This window comes from Alkalicoccus daliensis (assembly GCF_900103955.1).
GTDB lineage: Bacteria > Bacillota > Bacilli > Bacillales > Salisediminibacteriaceae > Alkalicoccus > Alkalicoccus daliensis.
Window position 1 is genome coordinate 106,728 of record NZ_FNIL01000007.1, and the last position, 21,083, is coordinate 127,810.

Here is a 21,083-nt window from a genome sequence, read left to right on the forward strand (position 1 = left end):
ATTATGAATGAAAGGGGACTGCGTATGGGCTCGGCTTCACCGGAAATCACGGGAGTTATTCTTGCCGGCGGAAAATCAAGCCGTATGGGAGAAAATAAAGCGCTTCTGCCTTTGGGAAATAAGAGTGCAGTAGAACATGTTGTAGATAAAATAAGGCCACAGGCTGAGGAGCTCCTTCTCATTTCAAATGAGCCGGAAGTCTTTTCCTATCTGGAAATAAACACAGCCGCTGATCTGCGTCCTTTTGAAGGACCGCTGGCGGGGATAGAAGCAGCAATGACAGCAGTAGATTCCGAATGGTATCTTATTGCTGCCTGTGATATGCCTTTAATACAGAAAAGCGTTATCGAATATTTATGCAATGTATCCAATAAGACTCAAAGCAATGCTGTTATCCCTGAAATTCAGGGAAAACAGCATCCGCTCCTCGCGCTGTACCACCGGGATTGTCTGCCTGCTATTTCAGCCGTTCTGGATGCACAGAAACGCGCGATTAAATCGATGCTCGACAGCGTAACTTTTGACACTGTGACTGAGCACGATATGATAGAGGCAGGAATTTCAGAATCGGAGATTGTTTCCTCTTTTTATAATATGAACCGTCCTGCGGAATATCAGGAAATAATGAAACGGTTTTCTTAAAAGGAGGAAGATCGGAAGTACACGGAGGTATTGGCGATGAAAGAACAGGTTTTTCAGGATTATTATCACAATCAGGTTCGTTTTTCAGCAGCAGACCATCCCTATTCCCGGGAGCCAAAACATGTGTGGGTTGTGTGCAGGTATAAAAAAGATTGGCTGTTAACGAAACACCCGTCCCGGGGAATTGAATTTCCAGGAGGCAAGGTGGAAATCGGGGAAACTGCGCAGGAAGCGGCGGAGCGCGAAGTCTATGAAGAAACTGGCGGGGTAGCGGAGCGCCTTCATTATATCGGTCAGTATAAGGTAGCAGGTAAATCGGAGACAGTAATAAAAAATGTTTATTTTGCTGAGATACGAAAGATTGAAGACAAGAATTCTTATCACGAAACACTGGGTCCTGTATTAATGCGGAACCTTCCTTCAAAGTTAAAATCCAGCAGCGAGTACAGTTTTATTATGAAGGATGAAGTACTGCCCCTCAGTTTGAAAGAAATAGATCGGCGTTTTTTTAACATTACTCCGTATTGATGCATGGGTGCGGCGCATCAGCTGTTATTTAGATATTTTTAATATTGCAGGGAGATTGAGTTGACATACAGGAGTAAGTTGGGTATCATTCTCAAAAGCGGATACTCTTATCCCGAGCTGGCGGAGGGACAGGCCCGACGAAGCCCGGCAACCATCATCTGTAATAAAAAGATGAACGGTGCCAACCTGCAAGGTCACAATTGTACCTTGACTGATAAGAGGTGAAAGGAAACGTTTGAAACCTTCTCCTCTCGCGGAGAAGGTTTTTTGTTGTTTTATCAGTAAAAATGTTTTTACCGTTAGGACAACATCACCACCATCTTAAGAAATAACGATGGGAGAATGAGTGCCGTAATTTGTAAGAGGAGGATTCCTATCATGGCAAGTATTACTCGATTGTTTACATCCGAGTCAGTAACAGAAGGACACCCGGATAAAATTTGTGATCAGATTTCTGATTCTATTCTAGATGAAATAATGAAACAGGACCCAAATGCCCGAGTGGCTTGTGAAACATCTGTAAACACTGGTCTTGTACTCGTAGCTGGAGAAATATCAACATCCACCTATGTAGATATTCCGAAAGTGGTACGGGAAACACTGAAGGAAATAGGGTACGTTCGTGCAAAATATGGTTTTGATTATGAAACCTGTGCTGTTCTTACTTCTATAGATGAACAGTCTGCCGATATTGCGCAGGGTGTTGATAAAGCGTTAGAAGCAAGAGAAGGAAACATGTCTGATGAAGAAATTGATGAAATTGGTGCTGGAGACCAGGGGCTTATGTTTGGCTATGCAGATAACCAGACGCCTGAATTAATGCCGCTGCCAATTTCTTTATCTCATAAGCTCGCCCGCCGTCTTTCTGAAGTAAGAAAGAATGGGACGATTGAATATCTTCGTCCGGACGGAAAAGTACAGGTCACCGTGGAATATGATGAAAATCAAAATCCTCTCAGAGTGGACACGATCGTGATTTCAGCGCAGCACCACGCAGAAATTGAACTGGAGCAGATTAAAAAAGATCTTCATGAACACGTAATTAATCCAGTAGTTCCTGCCGAACTTTTAGATGATAAAACGAAATATTTCATTAACCCTACCGGCCGTTTTGTTATTGGAGGACCGCAGGGAGATGCTGGACTTACAGGACGTAAAATTATTGTAGACACTTACGGCGGATACGCTCGTCACGGCGGCGGTGCTTTCTCCGGCAAGGATGCGACAAAAGTAGACCGTTCTGCGGCTTATGCAGCCCGTTACGTTGCTAAAAATATCGTTGCTTCAGGTCTCGCTGACCGCTGTGAAGTACAGCTTGCCTATGCAATCGGTGTAGCACAGCCTGTGTCGATCGCAGTAGATACGTTTGATACCGGAAAAGTTTCGGAAGAAGTTCTCGTACAAGTAGTACGGAATAACTTCGATCTCCGACCAGCAGGAATCATTAAAATGCTTGATCTGCGCCGGCCGATTTATAAACAAACCGCAGCATATGGTCACTTCGGCCGTACAGATATTCAGCTGCCATGGGAAAAGACAGATAAAGCAGAAACATTGGAAGCAGAAGCAATGCAGCTCAGCGGTAAATAAATTCGAAAGCCTCCTGGAATTCACTCCAGGAGGCTTTTCTATTATTGTTCTCCTTTTTCTTTTGTGCCAAGCGCTTCCTGCCGGTAACCTTCCTTCAGCGACATATGAATCGCCGCAAGCATGATTAGTATGAGAATGGTGAAAGGAAGTGCAATTGTTATCGCCAGTGACTGCAGACCTTCAATTCCGCCGCTTAACAGCAATGCAGCAGCAATAGAGGATATCAACAGGCCCCAGACAATTAGATATACTTTTGGAGGATCCAGGTCACCCCTTGAAGAAAATACACCAAGCACATAAGTTGCTGAATTTGCGGAAGTGATAAAAAATACTGTAATTAAAAGCAGTCCCAAAATACTTAAAAGAAAGCCGAACGGAAAGGTTTCCAAGATAAGAAACAGTCCTACTTCCGGGGAACTGCTCACTACTTCTGCCAATCCTGCTTCTTCTGTCATATCCAGATAAATACCCGTGCCTCCAAAAGCCACAAACCAAAGAGCGGAAACCACGGTAGGGACAAGGAGCACACCGAATATAAACTCCTGCACCGTTCTTCCTTTTGAGACACGGGCAATGAAAGTACCTACAAAGGGACTCCATGAAATTAACCAGGCCCAATAAAAAAATGTCCATTCTCCCACCCAATCGTTATCAGTGTAGGGAGTAGTATAAAAAGACAGGGAAACAAAGCTGCTGATATAAGCGCCGACCGTTTTCGTAAAGTGTTCCATAATAAATAAAGTTGGACCAAGTATGAAAGCGGCAGCTAACAGAACACCCGCCAAAGCCAGGTTCCCAATACTTAAATATTTCATGCCTCTGTTTATGCCTGTTAATACAGAGGTAATAAAAACAATGGTAACGAGAAGTATTATAGTCATCTGCAGAAAGTTTGTATTTTCCCAGTTCATTACTTCTGAGAGACCTCCGCCGACCTGCATCGTGCTCAGACCGAGAGAAGTCGCAATACCAACCACTGTGCTTATTACTGCAATAACATCTATCCACTTTCCTGTGGAACCATATATCTTGTCGCCGATAATTGGATAAAAAATAGAGCTGATTAATCCAGGAAGATTTTTGCGGAATTTCGCAATTGCCAGGCCGAGAGCAATGATGGCGTAAATGGCCCACGGATGGATGCCCCAATGGAAGACACCATAAAGAAGGCCAGTTTCAGCAGCCTCCTGAGTGCCCGGCTCAATACCGTTTGGAGGATTTACAAAGTGAGACATCGGTTCTGCGACACCCCAGAAGACCAGGCCGACACCCATTCCCGCTGCAAAAAGCATTCCAATCCAGGCAAAATATGAATATTCGGGTTTATCATTCTTATCTCCAAGTTTTACGAAGCGGTAGGGACCGAGACCTAAATAAAAACAGAATGCCACAAATACGGCAGTAGACATAACATAAAACCAGCCAAATGTATCTATCACTGTTTCTAGCGCAGCATTCATTATTTGTTCCATATTAGCTGGAAATACAAAGCCCCAGAAAGCGATTATCAGTGAAATTAATCCCGATACGGCAAACACTAATCCGATACCGGCATTTTGTAATTTAGTCTTCACACAGGCTGCCTCCTCTATTACGATATCTGCTGAAACAATGATGATGTGTAAGATCGTGGTATTTATAAAAATGGAAGTGTTTTATTAAATATGTCCAATGTAAAAAAAGGGGGAATCCCCTTCTCAATTTTACCCATGTTTATAGGAGGCGAAACTTAGAAGATACAAAGCTCATATGCAAAGAAAACTTTTTCTGGGCTGCAGTCAGTAATTTGGCTGCGTGAAGCTATGCGCCTCCTTGAAGGAGGCGCATAGCTGAGAGACTTCCCTCCGGAAAGCGCCCTTTTGGAGACAATAGCATAGAAGCATATACCTATGCTGATAAAGTACTTTTTCAACAGGAAGTTTATAATCCCTGCTGCATTCGCTTGTAATACTGCCCTTTCTTAACATAACTGTTTCGGATTCTTTTCATTTCAGCAAAATCTTCTTCAGTGAGATCTCTTACCACCCGGGCTGGTCTGCCTAGAGCAAGGACTCTGGGAGGGATGGAAGTACCTGGAGTTACTAAGCTGCCTGCACCAATAAATGCTTCTTCGCCTATTTTGGCACCATCTAAAATTGTCGAGCCCATACCTATCAGCGCGTCTTTTTCAATAATGCAGCTGTGGAGCATACACTGATGGCCTACAGTGACTCCTTCCTGGATATGTAAAGGTAGATTAGGACTTTGATGCAGCAGGCTTTGGTCCTGAATGTTAACATCCTTCTCGATAATTGTAGGTGCTACATCTCCACGGATGACTGTGTGATACCAGATACTCACATTTTCGTAGATTGTTACATCTCCTGTAATTACCGCATTTTCGGATACATAAGCGGTAGCATCAATATTTGGTTCTTTTCCTTCATATGGATAGCTCAGCATTGAGAGAACCTCCTTCTATTTCCTTCTATTTTACAATAGGAGTCTGTCAGATGTGAATATATTCTCCTTAAAAGTTGACGGAGAGGAACAACTCACGAGATGATAATAAAAAATGGGAGAGGTGATATTATGTGGAAATGGCAGGCAGAAGGGGAAACAAAGGCAACAGTCGTAATTGTGCACGGTGCAGGAGAGTATCATGCGAGGTACGAATGGACTGTTGCGCAATTTCGAAAGCTGGGATTCCAAGTAATTATGGGAGATCTTCCCGGGCAGGGGACTACTGAAGGTCCAAGAGGGCATGTGAATTCCTTTCAGGAATATGTACATACCGTTAAAAAATGGATAACAGAAGCGAAAAAAACGAAAGAGCCGGTGATCTTATTTGGGCACAGCATGGGAGGGTTAATTGCAGCCACCACGCTGCAGGAATTAAAAGAAAATGAATTGCCTGATATGGCTGTACTTTCTTCTCCTTGTTTCGGGCTCATAAAAAAGCAGCCTTGGGCGAAACAGGCTGCCGTAAATGTATTAAACCGGGTAGCACCCCGTACCATGTTTCCGAATGGATTGGAGCCTGGGAGCGGCACCAGGGATCCAGTAATGAGAGCGCGGGATTTAAAAGATGACCTTTTGATTAAACGGGTAAGTGCCCGCTGGTATAAACAACTGTTACTGGCTATTGCAAAGGCGCATAATTTTGTTCAGGATATACCGAATATCCCTGTATATATTGCGCAGGGGGGAGACGACCGGATTGTGGATAAAAACGCCGTGAAAGAATGGTTTAATAAACTGGATGTTGATGAAAAGTATTATAAAGAATGGCCGGATCTTTTTCATGAAGTACTGAACGAACCTGAGCGGGAAGAAGTAGTGGCTCATATGGCCGGATTTATTACTACGCAGCTTACGCTGAAAAAATAGTTATCTTTTTTCTACTGCCAGTACAAAGGGCGGGCTGTTCCGCTGATTAATAAATTCATATCGCAGCACCTTCACTTCTTCCTGAGGCAGGGAAGCAGCAAAAGGCAGCAGTGCATCTTTTTCCTGCATGCCCTCCGGGTGTCCGTAATATACAACAATAACAATTCTGCCTCCAGGCCTGAGTTTTTCCAGGAGAGATTTTATTGCTTGAATCGTACTGCTCGAAGTAGTAGTTATCGTTTTGTCACTGCCGGGCAGATACCCAAGGTTAAAAACAGCAGCATCAATGGCCGCTTCTTTTATATAAGAAGCGGCATTTTCATGACTGTCCTGAATCAGCTCTGCAGCTGCACCAGCCTCTTTTAACCGTGCAGCTGTGTTATGAAGCGCCTGTTCCTGAATATCAAAGCTGTACACTTTCCCGGCAGGCCCAGTACAGGAAGTAAGAAATAGTGTATCGTGGCCGTTACCAGCTGTAGCATCTATTGCAGTGCCGCCGGCAGGAATGGCTTCTGCTAAAAGTTCTCTTGCAAAATCCAGAATACGGGAAAGCATGGTGTTCACAGCCTTTCATAAATAGATATAAGTTAAGTTAATACATTGATGGAAGTAAATGGCGTGCTGTTTTATTTTATGGAGGAAGAAGAATAATATTTTCCCTGCCAGCTGTTCCTGCGCTGTAATTCTTCATCGATTCCGTTCAGAGCAGTCCATTTATGAGAGCTCCACATTGGGCCGATCAGCAGCTCTGCAGGACCGTCTCCTGTAAGGCGGTGGATCGTCATGGCGGGTGGAAGAATCTCCAGCTGATCGCAGACTATTTGAATATAATCATCCACGTCCATCAGATCTACCAACCCTTTTTCATACTGCTTTACCATTGCAGTTTTTTTCAATAGGTGAAGTAGGTGAATTTTTATTCCCTGTACATCCAGTGCCGCTACTTCCTTCGCTGTATCCAGCATCATTTGATGATCTTCCTGCGGGAGGCCGTTAATGATATGGGAGCAGACCCGGATATTGTGCTGCCGCAGCTTTTGTACTCCTTCCTTATAGCAGGAGAAGTCATGTGCTCTGTTAATCAGCTCCCCTGTTTTATCGTGCGCTGACTGCAGCCCCAGTTCCACCCACAGATACGTCCGTTTATTTAATTCAGCAAGGTAGGCAACTACCTCGGGAGGAAGGCAGTCCGGCCGTGTAGCAATGGAGAGGCCGACGACTCCTTCCTGTTCCAGTATTATCTCAAATTTTTCACGTAGCTCTTCGACGGGAGCATAGGTGTTTGTGTAGGCCTGAAAATAGCCAATATATTTTGCGTTTTTCCATTTGCGGTGCATACGGCTTTTCACCTCATGGAACTGGGTGACCAGATCATCTGCACGCTTTCCTGCAAAGTCACCGGAACCCCGTACGCTGCAAAAAGTGCAGCCGCCATGTGCCACTGTCCCATCGCGGTTAGGACAATCGAATCCGCCGTCCAGCGGGATCTTCATTATTTTTTCGCCAAAATGTTCTTTTAATTGCTTGTTCCAGGAATAGTATCTTTTTTCTCCGAACGTCTCCGGCGGTTTTACGATCTCTTGTTTCATCAAGAAAGCTCCTGGAGCACTTTAATTACGCGGTCAATATCCTGGCTGCTTACGTCAATATTTGTCGTAAACCTTAAAGCCTCCGCTTTATATTGAATAATTCCTATCCCGTTTTCTTCTAACAAGCGTACCCACTCCGCAGCGGTTCTTGCGGATTGATCAGTATCTGCGACAAGGATATTTGTCTGCACAGTGTGGCGGACTTTTAAATCTGTGTAAGTATTAATAGCCTCTGCCAGTTTCTCTGCATGATCGTGGTCTTCCTGCAGACGATCAATTCTGTTCTTCAGGGCATAAAGTCCAGGGGCGGCGATAACTCCTGCCTGGCGCATCCCTCCTCCAAGCATTTTACGTTTCTTTCTCGCAGCATGAATAAACGATTTTGTCCCAACTAACATAGAACCGACCGGCGCACCCAGCCCTTTAGATAAGCAAAACTGGAGACTGTCTGTTTCTGCAGCAATTTCCTTAACATCCACACCGAGCGCGACAGCTGCGTTAAAAACCCTCGCTCCGTCCATGTGTACCGGAATATTGAATTCATCTGCGATCGCCCGGACATTTTTTAAGTACTCTAGAGAAAGGACCGAACCGCCGCCGCGGTTGTGGGTGTTTTCCAGCCATATAAGTCCGGTTTCCGGATAATGTACATCTTCCGGACGAACTGCAGCACGGAGGGTATTCAGGTCAATGCATCCTTCTATATGGGGAAGTGTATGGCTCTGCAGTCCTGCAAACGCAGAGATGGCGCCACCTTCATATAAAAATACGTGCGCTTCTTCATCCATGATCACTTCCTGCCCCGGCCGCGTATGTACAAGGAGTGCAGCTTGATTTCCCTGGGTTCCGCTCGTTGTAAAAAGAGCAGCTTCCTTTCCTAGAAGATCAGCAGCATAAGTTTCAAGCGCATTTACAGTCGGATCTTCTCCGAATACATCGTCTCCCACTTCTGCATCTCTCATTAAATCTCTCATCACTTGATCAGGTTTCGTAACAGTATCACTTCTAAGATCTATCATCTATTGTTCGTTCCTTTCTATAGTGAGATTAATAACCTTATCCTACCACGGGTTAAATAAAAGAGGAAAGGTTGCCGGAACGAGGGAAATCATTTACTATTTTCCTGGGGACACGAAATGTTTAGAGGAGGGCTTTTATGCCCAGAGCGATTTGGATATTAATTATTGGAATGTCTATTAATATTACTGCGGCATCTTTTATCTGGCCGCTGAATACTATCTATATTTCTCAGGAACTGGGAAGATCTCTTACAGTTGCTGGAAGTGTGTTAACAATTAATGCAATGGCAGGAGTGATAGGGAATCTAATTGGAGGAAAGCTGTATGACTGGATCGGGGGTTTTAAAACAATTCTAATAGGCCTTTGTACAGCGATGGTGGCTGCTTTCACCCTGGCGGCGCTGTATACTTCTTTTACGGCCTATGTGCTTTGTTTGATAGCGCTTGGTTTTGGCTCCGGAATTATGATTCCCTGTATGTATGCTTTAGCGGGAGCTGTCTGGCCGGAAGGTGGGAGGAGGCCGTTTAATGCAATGTATGTTTCCCAGAATGTCGGTGTGGCAGTCGGTGCAGCGATCGGCGGGCTTCTTGCAAGTATGCGGTTTGATTTTATTTTCTTTGGAAATGGCTTTCTATATATAATTTTTTTAGTGCTGGTGCTTGTATACATAAGAAAATTTGATGGCGCAGGAAGGGGACAGCAGACAGCAAATGTTTTTAACCAGGCAGAGAAAATAGAGCATAAAAAAAGATTCAAAGCGCTTGCTTTGCTGTGCGCGGGATTTTTAATCTGCTGGATTGCTTACGCACAGTGGGCATCTACCATTGCAGCCTATACACAGGATATTGGAATTCCTATTACGTATTACAGTCTGCTCTGGACGATAAACGGGGCAATGATTATTTTCTGTCAGCCGTTCATAAAAATTATAATTCAAAAATTTGTCCACTCATTAAAAGCACAGATCTACGTGGGCTTGGTTATTTTCACCGTGGCTTTCGGGGTGCTCTCTCAGACAGAGATGTACACCGGTTTTGTGGCAGCGATGATTATTTTAACAATTGGAGAAATGTTTGTCTGGCCGGCCGTGCCGACAATTGCGCATCAGCTCGCACCGGAAGGAAAAGCAGGATTTTACCAGGGAATCGTAAACAGCATTGCTACGGGTGGAAGAATGCTTGGTCCGCTGTTTGGCGGCTTTATGGCAGACGTTTTTGGGATGCAGGTGCTTTTTTATACGATTGCTGTATTATTTCTGATTCCGTTTATCATGACGAAGATTTTTGACAGAGGGGTCCCGCACCTTCAATTCACCCGCGACAACGCTTGACAGTTTAGTTTCTCATGCATACAATAATAACGACACACGTCTATAATAAGAAATGACATAGAAGAGGAGCAGTAGTAGCTGAAGTGTCCTACCAGAGAGTTAACGGCCGCTGAGAGTTAACGTCACAATGCTATGAACTTACCTCGGAGTTGCGTATATACGCCGTAAATCGACGTTACCGATGTTAAGCGGGTGCTGTATAAACAGTGCTAATCGTGGGTGGTACCGCGGGAAGGATAGAAACCTCTCGTCCCAATGTCTAGTTGGGGTGCGGGGTTTTTTTGTATTATCAGTTTACATATTTGACAGGAGGTAATTGTTTTGGCTTTTAACCATGAAAGTATTGAAAAGAAATGGCAGAAATTCTGGGAAGAAAATAAAACATTTAAAACGACAGAAGACCCGGGGAAAGAGAAATTTTATGCATTGGATATGTTTCCTTATCCCTCAGGAGCAGGACTGCACGTAGGCCACCCGGAAGGATACACGGCAACGGATATTCTCTCACGCATGAAGCGGATGCAGGGATACAACGTGCTTCACCCGATGGGCTGGGATGCATTCGGTCTTCCTGCAGAGCAGTATGCGCTGGACACAGGCAAGCACCCGAGAGAATTCACGGAAATTAACGTCAATACATTCCGCCGCCAGATTAAAGCGCTCGGCTTTTCCTATGACTGGGACCGGGAAATTAATACTACAGATGAAAAATATTATAAATGGACGCAGTGGATTTTTATCCAGCTGTATAACCAGGGGCTTGCCTATGTGGATGAGGTCGCTGTGAACTGGTGCCCGGCGCTCGGTACGGTGCTTGCAAATGAAGAAGTAATCGATGGTCTCAGTGAGCGCGGCGGACATCCAGTGGAGCGCCGTCCAATGAAGCAGTGGATGCTGAAAATCACTGCCTATGCTGACAGACTTCTCGAAGATCTCGAAGAGCTTGACTGGCCTGAATCCATAAAAGATATGCAGCGGAACTGGATCGGTCGCTCGGAAGGGGCAGATGTAGTTTTTGAATTAAAAAATACCGGTAAAGAAATCACGGTGTTTACGACGCGTCCGGATACGCTATACGGTGCGACGTATCTGGTACTTGCCCCGGAGCACAGCCTGGTGGAAGAAGTAACGTCTGCCGAACAGAAAGATGCGGTAAAAGCGTACCAGCAGAAAGTAGCTACAAAGAGTGATCTGGAGCGGACCGAGCTGTCCAAGGAGAAAACCGGTGTGTTCACGGGAGGGTATGCAATTCACCCAGTTTCCGGAGAAGAAGTTCCTGTATGGATTGCAGATTATGTACTTGCCTCTTATGGTACAGGAGCGATTATGGCTGTGCCTGCGCATGATGAGCGGGACTATGAATTTGCGACTAAATATGAACTCCCGATTGTGGAAGTAGTAGCGGGTGGAGATATTGCAAAAGAAGCTTACAGCGGTGACGGCGAGCATGTAAACTCCGATTTCCTTAACGGCTTAAACAACGATGAAGCAATCAAAGCGATGATTGAATGGCTGGAAGGAAATAATAAAGGGAAGCAGCAGATTACCTACCGCCTGCGGGACTGGCTCTTCAGCCGGCAGCGGTACTGGGGAGAGCCGATTCCTGTAATTCACTGGGAAGACGGCACGATGGAAACAGTTCCCGAAGAAGAGCTTCCGCTCACACTGCCGGACATGGATGAGTTCAAGCCATCCGGCACCGGGGAATCTCCGCTTGCGAATAATGAAGAATGGCTGCATGTCACTGATCCGAAAACTGGCATGAAAGGCCGCAGAGAAACAAATACGATGCCACAGTGGGCAGGAAGCTGCTGGTATTACCTGCGCTTTATCGATCCGGATAATGAGGAGCAGCTCGCTGATCCGCAGAAGCTCAAAGAATGGCTCCCGGTGGATATTTATATCGGCGGCGCGGAACATGCAGTGCTGCACCTGCTCTACGCACGTTTTTGGCATAAAGTGCTTTATGATATCGGAGTAGTGCACACAAAGGAACCGTTCCAAAAGCTGTATAACCAGGGAATGATCCTGGGAGAAAACAATGAGAAAATGAGTAAATCAAAAGGAAATGTAGTAAATCCCGATGATATTATGACGACACACGGAGCAGACACCTTGCGTCTGTATGAAATGTTTATGGGGCCGCTGGATGCTTCCATTGCCTGGAGTGAAAATGGCCTTGACGGCGCGCGCCGTTTCCTCGACCGCGTGTGGAGATTATTTGCAGACCAGGAAGGCAGCCTGCGTAATACGATTGAAGACAGCCAGGGTTCTGACGAAATGACGCGTGTCTATCATCAGACTGTCAAAAAAGTAACCGAAGATTTTCAAGGTCTTCGTTTCAATACGGGTATCTCACAGCTGATGGTATTCATCAACGAAGGCTACAAGCAGGAGAAGCTGTCCAAAAGTCATTTAGAAGGCTTTTTAAAGCTCCTCTCTCCAATAGCGCCGCACGTGGCAGAAGAACTGTGGAGCAAGCTTGGCCATGCGGATACTATTTCCTATGCAACATGGCCGGTGCATGATGAAACGTGGCTAACAGAAGACGAAGTGGAAATTGCCGTGCAGGTAAACGGAAAAGTGAGAGTAAAACTGAATGTCGCAAAAGATGCTTCAAAAGACGATATGGAGAAGCAGGCGATGGCGGATGAGCGCATTCAATCAGATATTGAAGGGAAAACGATCCGTAAAGTAATTGCAGTTCCAGGAAAGCTTGTAAACATCGTAGCGAACTAAGAACTTACAATTTTATGAAATGAAAAAGAAGCGGTCTCTTTAAACAAAGAGGCCGCTTCAAGTATAAACAAATAAAAAATACAAAGAAAAGAAGTTCTGCTTTGTATGGATTTCTCCTGCGCTTACCGGCGGAAGCTTGCCGTGGGGCTCGTCTTCAGCTATTTGGAATACCTCATGGCATTCCAAAGGATCTTCAGACTTCGCTTTAATCCCACCGGCGTCACCGCCGGACGCTGCGGAGAAACGGCAGTTTATTTCAAGAGATCAGTATTTTTGTACTTTCTTTTCATAAATCTTTTTTGATGCAGAAAATACACTGAAAAAGTTTTAAATGTCCAAATATCACGTCAAGGCAGAATTAATTGGTAGTTATGAAAATAAACGGTTATGCGGAGCAATTTCTTTAAAGGCAGATGACGATGAAGTTAACTTATACAGACAAATCGTACCTCTAAACATTTTAGAAGAGGAATTGTACAGTTACTATTAAATTTCATTGAAATGGCTCGTGAATTTAAATTTAGTGCTTAAACATTTAAGAAAGGTTCAATTATTCTTTTTTATATTCCTCAATATCCCAGGTATGTTCAAACGTGACGCAGCCCTTTAAGGTCTGGGCTACAGGACAGTTTTTTTCAAAAACGTTCAGGACCCTTTCTGCAGCTTTCCGCTTGCCTTCAGGAATTTTTAAATCGTAGTGGCACGCAATCTTTGTAATTTTTAGAATGCCTTCAGGTGCTTCAATTGTCCCCTGGACACTTGTTTTAATTTTATCTGGATACGATGGTATTTGACGCGCTTCCAGCGCGCCGGACAACGTCCCGGATAGTCAGCCGCCTGCTGCGGCAACGATGTGATCCAAAGTAGAGGGATATTCCACTTCCGGTTCAACGCCATAAAACTCTTTTACGCCGCCGTGCACGCCGAAATGAAATGGATCTGAAAAACCTTCTACAAAAGCAAGACGGTGGGGCGGCTTATCCTGTTCAATGGTAATTTTCGTTAACGCGATAGGTTCTGCCAAAAAAATCACTCCTTTCAAGAATTAATAATATTGTAACCGCTGTCATTTAAAGAAACAAATAAAGACCGCTGTGTTTTTATAACGGTCTTTGCAGGCTGTTGAAAAAGCACTTTTTTTGTATAAGCATACGATTTTATACTTTTGTCTCCGAAGGGTCGCTTTCCGGAGGGAACTCTCTCAGCTAACCTGCCTTCTTAAAAGAGGAGCATGGCTTCACGCAGCCAAATCACTGGAAAGCAAAGAGCTCTTTCCAGTGATTTCAAGATCATTGGCTGGTTTCGCACATGCTTTCTATATCTTCCCAGTAAAACACTTGGGAAGATATAAGAATCGTTCTTCATCCTCCAGGAGTCGACTCTTCTGCGACTGCAGCATCATTAAGGGAGGCAATGGTTTTTATACGAAACCGCAGAGATGTGAACACTTTTTCTTCGGAAATAACTCCTCTCCATAGCGCCCGGCGGGGACCCTGTGGGATTTAAGCGCAGTCTGAAGATCCTTTGTAATGCCGGCAGGCATTGCAAATAGCTGAAGACTAGCCCCACGGCAAGCTTCCGCCGGAAAGCGGAGGAGAACCTTATACTTAGCAAATCATAAATATAAAAAATTTCTTGCTTTATAAACACGCTGTAAAGACCGCTATGTTTTTACAGCGGTCTTTACTCAAGTAAGTTCTGCTTCATTTACCCTTTCTGCAGCAGCACTTCCTGCAGTATATCCAGTAGAGAAAGCGACAGTGATGTTATAACCGCCTGTATATCCGTGCAGATCCATTACTTCTCCACAGAAAAACAAGCCCGGCATTTTTTTAGATTCCATCCGCTTGGGATAAACTTCTTTAACGCTTACGCCGCCACCGGTAACAAAAGCTTTATCAATCGCCAGTGTTCCGTCTGCCGTTAAAGGAAACTCCTTCATCATTTTCGCGAGATTCCGGAGTTTTTCATGCGATATTTCCGGGCCAAGACTTGTTTCTTCTATTTCAGCAAATCTTAAACATACTGGAAGCATTCGCTCAGGCATGATGCCTGATAAAGCATTCTTTACAGCTTTTTTCGACTCTTTTTCCAGCTGTGATTTCAGGCGCTGAAACAAAACTTCCGTATTTTCTTCAGGAAATACGTCTATTTCCATCGGCACTTCGCGAACATTATGCTTTTTCTTCGCTTTTACTACGTACTGGCTGCATCGGAGGCCGATGGGACCGGAAACACCGAAATGGGTAAAAATCATATCTCCGGTATGCGCCTTTATTAATTTCCCTTTTTTCGGGTCAAGCACTGAGAGTGTAACATTGCGAAGTGACAGCCCCTGCAGTTCTGTAGACTTTATATGAGGGTCTGTCATCGTGATCGGCACTTCGGTAGGATAGAGGTCGGTAATGGTATGGCCTGCTTTTTCTGCCCACGGATAGCCATCTCCCGTTGAACCTGTATGAGGCACAGACATCCCGCCTACCGCTACAATAATATTTTTTGCTTTAATTACTTCTCCGTCAGCCAGCTCTACCTTATGTCCCTCTATCTCATTAAAATGAAGGTCTTTTACTTCGGTCTTTTTACGGATTTCCACTTTCAGCTGCTGAATCCTGTTCAGCAGAGCTCTTACTACTTCAATTGCTTTATCGTTTACCGGGAACATCCGGCCGTTGTCTTCTTCTTTCAGTTCTATGCCGAGCCCTTCAAAAAAAGCAATAATGTCTTCATTATTAAAGACGGAAAACGGGCTGTACATAAACCGTCCATTTCCGGGGATATGCTTAATAATTTCTGCGGCATCCACTCTGTTGGTGACATTACAGCGCCCTCCGCCGGAAATTGCGAGCTTACGTCCCAGCTTGCTGCCTTTATCCAAAAGGAGGACATCCGCACCGTTTTCTGCTGCAGCAACACTGGCCATTAAACCGGAAGGGCCTCCGCCGATTACTACTACGTCTTTCATATGATTACTTCCTTTCACGCCAAAGAGTCTTTTCTGATTGTAAGCAATGTATGAAAGAAATACAAGCTGGGCTTATTCTTCAACATAATGAAAATTAACAGGAGTCTCTGCATCCTCAGCAGCAACTTTTGTTCCTTCGGGTACTTTTAAATAAAATACCTGGGAAGAGAGGGTTATGTTCTCCGGCATCATTTCAGCGCGCAGTACGTTTTCTCTGGATATAATACTGGATACAGCCCGTAACTCCTGTTCTTCCAGTTCATAAAGCTGAATGTAAGTGTAGGAATCTGTATTCTGCACAGCAGGCAGTTTTGGTTCAATAAAAGCGGAAAAATCGTTGAATTCTACAATGGAAGGAGCAGTATAAAAACGGACGCTTTCCTGTTCGGTTTCTTCCACAATAATATTCACATCAGCGGTATAGGGAGCACCGATTTTCCATTCTTCGGAAGGATTTTCCTCTTCAAATAAAAACGTAAATGAAGAACCCGATGTATCCGGGTCTTCCATCAGCATAGAAGAAATATAATCTTCTGCTTGTGCATTTCTTTCAGAAGATTCGTCAATGAATATATAAGCTGCAGGAACGGCCAAAATTAAAATAATCGTATAACAGGCAAGGAGGAACATCGGAGCTTTTGAATGCAACGGCCTTTTTGCATAAAACCTCCACCCGAAGGCTGCAAGTATAATCAGTCCAATGATAACAGCCAATAAGATAAAATTCATATCACAATTCCTCCATTCTTCCTTTTAATAAAAATGCTGCTGAAGAACAAAAGGGAAGCCCCTAAAACAGACAGCGTAATTAAATATATGTCAGAAGAGAAAAGCATTTGGAAACCTTCGCTAATTGGCATAAAGTCGAAATAAAAAACACCGAAAATGAGCCCTCCGATTACGATCTTCCACAAAAGAGTGAGCTGATAAATCATACTGAGAAAATAACCTGCGGCGGCTGTAAGCAGCAGGCAGCTGAACCACCATATAAAAGAATGCAGAAGATCCATCCATCCGGGCAGAAGGATAAATACTTCTGGACTGTGGATCATAGGAACAAGCAGTATAATTAAATAATGCGAAAGTACTGACAGGAGGGAAGCAGCTGAAACAATAAGAAGTAAAAAGATAATATTTGTGATATGGCTGATTTTTCTAGTAGATATAAAAGTGAAATCTATTTTGCGGTTTGCTTTAGCAGGTGCAGCCAGGCTGGAGATAAATATCCAGAGAATCATTAGGAAAAACAAGTTATTCTGAGAATGTGCCCTAATATAAGTAGAGTTAAAAGAAGCTTGGTGATATGCATTCATTACGCTGAGAAAAATACCAAACGCTTGTATAATAACGAAAGCAAAAATGATACTGGCAAAATACCGCTGCTTCCAGCGGAGCTGTTTAAGAATAATTTCTCTGGCTGGAGGTGCTGTGATAGACATCTCTGATTCCACCCTTCTTTTTCACTAGATAAGTATAAATATCGCTGATAGATGACCAAGTGCAGTGGAAAGAAGAAAATTTATCTTTTGAGCCGCTGTAATAAAAAACAGCTTTCAGAATTCCTGGAGAAATTTCTTCCTCAAAAATTATTTCTCTGCCGGTAAGCAGCTGCTGCAATTCAGCAATAGGGCCTGTAATTTCCAGAACAGAATGACGCAGGTCCTCAATGCTGGAAAATAAGATGTTATGTCCGTTTTCAATAATAAGTAAGTATTCAAGCAGATTTTCAATTTCCTTTAAGTGATGGGAGGAAATTAAAATTGTTCTCGGTTTTTGAATATAATCTTTTAATAAAGCTTCCATAAAATCTTTTCTGATGGTCTCATCCATTCCTTCTAAAGGCTCATCCATCAAAGTAAGCGGAGCACGTGTGCATAAACCAAATAAAGCCTGGAACAGACGTTTCTGACCTTTTGACAGCTGCTCGATTTTTGCAGACATTTTAAATTCGAAATATTGAAAGAGAGGAAGTGCCACAGCATTCTCCCAGAAAGTATACTGTTCTGCACCTGCAGCGAGAATCTCTCCCAGTGTGAAGTGGGCAGGAAAAGCCATATTTTCTTCCACGAAAATTGAATTCGACTGAACTTCAAGAGATGTCACTGGAAACCCATAAACGGCTGCCCTTCCACTACTTGGTGTCTGCAGGCCAGAAATAATTTCCAGCATCGTTGTTTTACCTGCCCCGTTTCTTCCGGCAACACCTACAATTGTGTTTTCAGGGATTTGTAAATTAAAATCTATTAAAGCAGACTGTCTGTGAAATGATTTATTTACATTTTCAAATGATATGGCATTCATTTTTTATCTCCCTTCTGATTTTCCCACTCTTGTTCTACTAATTTTTGAAATTCCTCTTTCGTAATTCCTAAATATCCCGCTTCTTTAACTGAAGAAGAAAGTAAGGTTTTCAGAGTGGTAGCTTTTCTTTTTGCCAAAAGATTTTTCTGTGCACCCGGTGAAACAAAACAGCCGAGTCCCCGTTTTTTAAAAAGTGTACCTTCTTCTACCAGGATCGCTAATCCTTTGGAAGCTGTAGCAGGATTAATCGTATATATTTCTGCCAGCTGATACTGAGAATAGACTTTGGCGTTTTCCTGCAGACGCTCAGCAAGTATTTCTTCTTCCAGCCATTCTGCAATTTGTTTATAAATTGGTTTTTCGCTCTGGTCATGCAGCAAAAGCTTCCCTCCTTCCCAAATATCACTTAGTGCATTAGTGGAGTAATGCACTAAGTATATATCCAGCTTTATAGATTTGCAAGAATTATTAAATTAATTTTAGACAGGCTTGATATAAAAGAGGAAATACAACCGTAATAACTAAAAAGTTGACTTAAATGAAAGCGTAAGCATATACATTGTAAATAATACATATAATCACTATAATTAGGGATATAGAGAGTTGATTAGTACTGAGACAGGATGAGAGGGCATTATCCTTTAAAATAGTTTATATTATTTAATAAAACTCTATTTTCTTTCTGATTTGAATGTGCTACACTGCTCTGTGGAGATCAAACTAACTTATACAATGGCATCTGAAAGGAGGATTTACACATGTTTGCAGGACTTAAGACAAGAATTGAAGAAAAACGTGCGCTCTGGTCCAAAGAGACACAGGAGCGTATTGAACGATTCGCAGCATTTGAGCGCCGACGCTCTCTGGAAGACATGGAACGTGAGCAGTCACAGCATTTTATTTTAAATCAGGAGGTTGGGAAGTATCTAAAGACGGTCAACCCGACATTTCTTATTAAGCCGGAAGTTAATCGTGCACTATTGAACATGTTATATGCCCGATCAGAAGGAACTTTCAGCATAAATATGTCCATGACAAAAGAAATGCGCAAAGCATATTCTTTTTATCATAATGAATTAAAAGTTTTCATCGAATTAATTGAACGCAAAGGCTTTCGTATGGAAGGGCAGGAAAAGTTCTTTATGGAGAACTTTTTAACAAAACTCCGTGAAAATAATTTCCGTTATCTAACAGAAGTTTATGGAGACTTTGTGCCGGCAGAAGCATCTATTACAGAAGCTTTCGAGCTGTATTTAGAAACAGTAGATTTTGAAAATAAGTACGAAAGCGGCCATTTGGACTATTTCGCAACTTACCTGAACCAGAAAGGTATTGCAGATTTCACTTGGACAAAAGGGCGTATGAAGCGTAAACTCAAGCAGTTTGAAAAAGCAACAAAGCAGGAGTTTAAACTGAAGCAATTGGAGCGCCGCCTGCAGAAAATCAGTTAATCGATTCTCTCAGCTGCCTATAATAAATAAAGTAAGCCATCTGTTCTTTTCATGGGATAGATGGCTTTTTATTATGTGTGTTTTTGCCTGGCAAAATTCAGCGTACTGTTTTTCCGGCAGGCATAATAGACAGAAAAACTGCACCATTGTGAATGGATGCTTGGAGGAGAAAGACCAGTGCACGAATTCGTTTGCATAATGCAGCATTACATTTAAAATATCTGTGGATTCTGCTTAACTATGGAGCATTAATTTAAAATCATTTTCACAAATAACGTAAATCTGCTTTGGTACCACGGGGGAAAAAATGGTAAAGTAAGAAGCGAGAGGAGTGATTTTGTGATGAAGAAAGCGAATATCTTATTTATAGGCGCAGGTAGAATGGCAGAAGCTATGGTCTCCGGAATAGTAAAGTCAGAACACTCCGCATTTGGTACAGTAACTATGGCAAATCGCTCAAATAAAGAAAAATTAATACAGCTGCAGCGTACATACGGGGTTAAAAGTACCTCAGACTGGCTGAGAGCTGTGCAGCAAAACGATATAATATTATTAGCTACTCCACCACATACCCATGAAGAATTATTAAAACTGCTGACACCGCAGCTGAACGGCCAGCTGGTAGTTACAGTAGCAGCTGGTATTGACCCAGCATATTTGGAAAAGAGGCTTCCGCAAGAAACTCCAGTCTGCTGGATTATGCCGAATACTGCTGCACAGGTTGGAATGTCTATGTCTACTTACGCCTGTGGTACCTTTGTTAAAGATCATCACAGACCTTATATAGAATCTTTGCTTGCGGCGATAGGTCCAGCCGAGGAGCTGAGCGCGGAGCAGGTGCACGATTTAACAGCAATCACTGGAAGCTCACCTGCTTTTATTTATTATGTCGTAAAGGCATTGGAGGAAGCAGCAGCAGCCTATGATATTTCTGATGCCCAGGCGCGCCGGCTTGTAATCCAGATGCTGAAAGGCTCGGTAGCAATGCTCGAAGCAGGGAATGAACCTGATGACTTAATAGCGCAAGTTGCTTCCCCCGGTGGTTCAACAGCTGAAGGTCTCCGTGTCCTTGAAACTTATGGTGTGGACCGGATGTTAAAGCAGGCGGTAGAAGCAACGAATTCGCATGCGAAAAATAATGGAGAGGGGTAATTTCAATGGTACACAAACTTTCTGTTCGAACAAATGCCAGAGATGAAATGATTGATATTTCACTGCAGGTGAAAAAAACGGTAAAGGAGAGCGGTGTAAAAAATGGAGTTGTTTACATTTTTTGTGCGCATACCACTGCAGGGATTACAATTAATGAAAATGCCGATCCGGATGTGAAATCAGATATGCTGATGAAATTCGATGAAGTGTATCCATGGAACCATCCGAAATATCAGCATATGGAAGGTAATACAGCTTCACATTTAAAAGCAAGCACTGTAGGAGCTTCACAGGTCGTTTTAATCGAGGACGGCAAGATGATTTTAGGAACCTGGCAGGGAATTTATTTTTGTGAATTTGACGGTCCGCGTTCACGTAATGTCTACGTTAAAATTATTGAAGGTTAA

At 43.3% G+C, this 21,083-nt stretch carries 21 protein-coding genes, 1 riboswitch and 1 other annotated feature; of the genes, 9 read left to right on the forward strand and 12 right to left on the reverse strand.

Features of this window, described 5'->3' with window-relative positions:
* The first annotated feature begins 24 nt into the window (after positions 1-24).
* The 3 genes from mobA to metK all read left to right on the forward strand — a co-directional run bounded on the left by mobA (position 25) and on the right by metK (position 2,760).
* Complete coding sequence (mobA, locus tag BLP92_RS11880) at positions 25-642, forward strand: molybdenum cofactor guanylyltransferase (protein WP_175444275.1); 618 nt, start codon at positions 25-27, stop codon at positions 640-642.
* A 36-nt stretch (positions 643-678) separates the two neighbouring features.
* Positions 679-1,170, forward strand: coding sequence for an RNA deprotection pyrophosphohydrolase (gene ytkD / locus BLP92_RS11885; protein WP_090843173.1), 492 nt, complete (start codon positions 679-681; stop codon positions 1,168-1,170).
* Between the two features lie 104 nt (positions 1,171-1,274).
* A riboswitch (SAM riboswitch) is annotated at positions 1,275-1,391 on the forward strand.
* Between the two features lie 157 nt (positions 1,392-1,548).
* Positions 1,549-2,760 (forward strand): methionine adenosyltransferase, encoded by a 1,212-nt coding sequence (metK, locus tag BLP92_RS11890; protein ID WP_090843174.1) that lies wholly within the window; start codon positions 1,549-1,551, stop codon positions 2,758-2,760.
* Positions 2,761-2,801: 41 nt separating this feature from the next.
* Here the strand turns inward: metK and BLP92_RS11895 are convergent, their stop codons facing one another.
* Both BLP92_RS11895 and BLP92_RS11900 read right to left on the reverse strand, forming a co-directional pair.
* Complete coding sequence (locus BLP92_RS11895; protein ID WP_244516815.1) at positions 2,802-4,334, reverse strand: BCCT family transporter; 1,533 nt, start codon at positions 4,332-4,334, stop codon at positions 2,802-2,804.
* 346 nt (positions 4,335-4,680) lie between these two features.
* Complete coding sequence (locus BLP92_RS11900; RefSeq protein WP_090843228.1) at positions 4,681-5,199, reverse strand: gamma carbonic anhydrase; 519 nt, start codon at positions 5,197-5,199, stop codon at positions 4,681-4,683.
* 132 nt (positions 5,200-5,331) lie between these two features.
* Between BLP92_RS11900 and BLP92_RS11905 the strand changes: the two genes are divergently transcribed.
* Positions 5,332-6,129 carry an alpha/beta hydrolase gene (locus BLP92_RS11905; RefSeq protein ID WP_090843175.1) on the forward strand — a complete coding sequence of 266 codons (798 nt, stop codon included), beginning with the start codon at positions 5,332-5,334 and terminating at the stop codon, positions 6,127-6,129.
* On the opposite strand, the gene mnmM is transcribed toward BLP92_RS11905, so the two are convergent.
* From mnmM to ltaE, 3 genes are all read right to left on the reverse strand, one after another.
* Positions 6,130-6,684, reverse strand: a complete 555-nt coding sequence (gene mnmM, locus BLP92_RS11910; protein ID WP_090843176.1) for a tRNA 5-(aminomethyl)-2-thiouridylate-methyltransferase MnmM — start codon at positions 6,682-6,684, stop codon at positions 6,130-6,132.
* Between the two features lie 71 nt (positions 6,685-6,755).
* On the reverse strand, positions 6,756-7,718 hold the full coding sequence (gene mnmL, locus BLP92_RS11915) for a tRNA modification radical SAM protein MnmL/YtqA (RefSeq protein WP_090843177.1): 963 nt from the start codon (positions 7,716-7,718) through the stop codon (positions 6,756-6,758).
* Positions 7,718-8,737: a low-specificity L-threonine aldolase gene (gene ltaE / locus BLP92_RS11920; protein ID WP_090843178.1), complete on the reverse strand. Its 1,020-nt coding sequence runs from the start codon at positions 8,735-8,737 to the stop codon at positions 7,718-7,720. The genes mnmL and ltaE overlap by 1 nt, the downstream gene beginning before the upstream one ends.
* Before the next feature lie 137 nt (positions 8,738-8,874).
* Between ltaE and BLP92_RS11925 the strand changes: the two genes are divergently transcribed.
* Both BLP92_RS11925 and leuS read left to right on the forward strand, forming a co-directional pair.
* Positions 8,875-10,068: an MDR family MFS transporter gene (locus BLP92_RS11925; RefSeq protein ID WP_090843179.1), complete on the forward strand. Its 1,194-nt coding sequence runs from the start codon at positions 8,875-8,877 to the stop codon at positions 10,066-10,068.
* A 49-nt stretch (positions 10,069-10,117) separates the two neighbouring features.
* Positions 10,118-10,326: a binding site (T-box leader), on the forward strand.
* A 63-nt stretch (positions 10,327-10,389) separates the two neighbouring features.
* On the forward strand, positions 10,390-12,807 hold the full coding sequence (gene leuS / locus BLP92_RS11930) for a leucine--tRNA ligase (protein ID WP_090843180.1): 2,418 nt from the start codon (positions 10,390-10,392) through the stop codon (positions 12,805-12,807).
* 550 nt (positions 12,808-13,357) lie between these two features.
* Here the strand turns inward: leuS and BLP92_RS18350 are convergent.
* From BLP92_RS18350 to BLP92_RS11965, 7 genes are all read right to left on the reverse strand, one after another.
* Entirely contained in the window at positions 13,358-13,624 is a 267-nt protein-coding gene (locus BLP92_RS18350) for an OsmC family protein (protein ID WP_090843181.1), read from the reverse strand.
* Positions 13,625-13,636: 12 nt separating this feature from the next.
* Positions 13,637-13,831, reverse strand: coding sequence for a hypothetical protein (locus tag BLP92_RS11940; RefSeq protein WP_090843182.1), 195 nt, complete (start codon positions 13,829-13,831; stop codon positions 13,637-13,639).
* Between the two features lie 663 nt (positions 13,832-14,494).
* Positions 14,495-15,772, reverse strand: coding sequence for a BaiN/RdsA family NAD(P)/FAD-dependent oxidoreductase (locus tag BLP92_RS11945; RefSeq protein ID WP_090843183.1), 1,278 nt, complete (start codon positions 15,770-15,772; stop codon positions 14,495-14,497).
* Positions 15,773-15,844: 72 nt separating this feature from the next.
* Complete coding sequence (locus tag BLP92_RS11950; RefSeq protein ID WP_090843184.1) at positions 15,845-16,501, reverse strand: hypothetical protein; 657 nt, start codon at positions 16,499-16,501, stop codon at positions 15,845-15,847.
* On the reverse strand, positions 16,498-17,211 hold the full coding sequence (locus BLP92_RS11955) for a hypothetical protein (RefSeq protein WP_090843185.1): 714 nt from the start codon (positions 17,209-17,211) through the stop codon (positions 16,498-16,500). The genes BLP92_RS11950 and BLP92_RS11955 overlap by 4 nt, the downstream gene beginning before the upstream one ends.
* On the reverse strand, positions 17,171-18,073 hold the full coding sequence (locus BLP92_RS11960; RefSeq protein WP_090843186.1) for an ATP-binding cassette domain-containing protein: 903 nt from the start codon (positions 18,071-18,073) through the stop codon (positions 17,171-17,173). The genes BLP92_RS11955 and BLP92_RS11960 overlap by 41 nt, the downstream gene beginning before the upstream one ends.
* Positions 18,070-18,453 carry a GntR family transcriptional regulator gene (locus BLP92_RS11965; RefSeq protein ID WP_244516817.1) on the reverse strand — a complete coding sequence of 128 codons (384 nt, stop codon included), beginning with the start codon at positions 18,451-18,453 and terminating at the stop codon, positions 18,070-18,072. Before BLP92_RS11965 ends, BLP92_RS11960 begins: the two co-directional genes overlap by 4 nt.
* 378 nt (positions 18,454-18,831) lie before the next feature.
* Between BLP92_RS11965 and BLP92_RS11970 the strand changes: the two genes are divergently transcribed.
* From BLP92_RS11970 to BLP92_RS11980, 3 genes are all read left to right on the forward strand, one after another.
* Complete coding sequence (locus BLP92_RS11970; protein ID WP_090843188.1) at positions 18,832-19,524, forward strand: hypothetical protein; 693 nt, start codon at positions 18,832-18,834, stop codon at positions 19,522-19,524.
* Between the two features lie 339 nt (positions 19,525-19,863).
* Positions 19,864-20,676 (forward strand): pyrroline-5-carboxylate reductase, encoded by an 813-nt coding sequence (gene proC / locus BLP92_RS11975; protein ID WP_090843189.1) that lies wholly within the window; start codon positions 19,864-19,866, stop codon positions 20,674-20,676.
* A 5-nt stretch (positions 20,677-20,681) separates the two neighbouring features.
* Positions 20,682-21,083: a secondary thiamine-phosphate synthase enzyme YjbQ gene (locus BLP92_RS11980; RefSeq protein WP_090843190.1), complete on the forward strand. Its 402-nt coding sequence runs from the start codon at positions 20,682-20,684 to the stop codon at positions 21,081-21,083.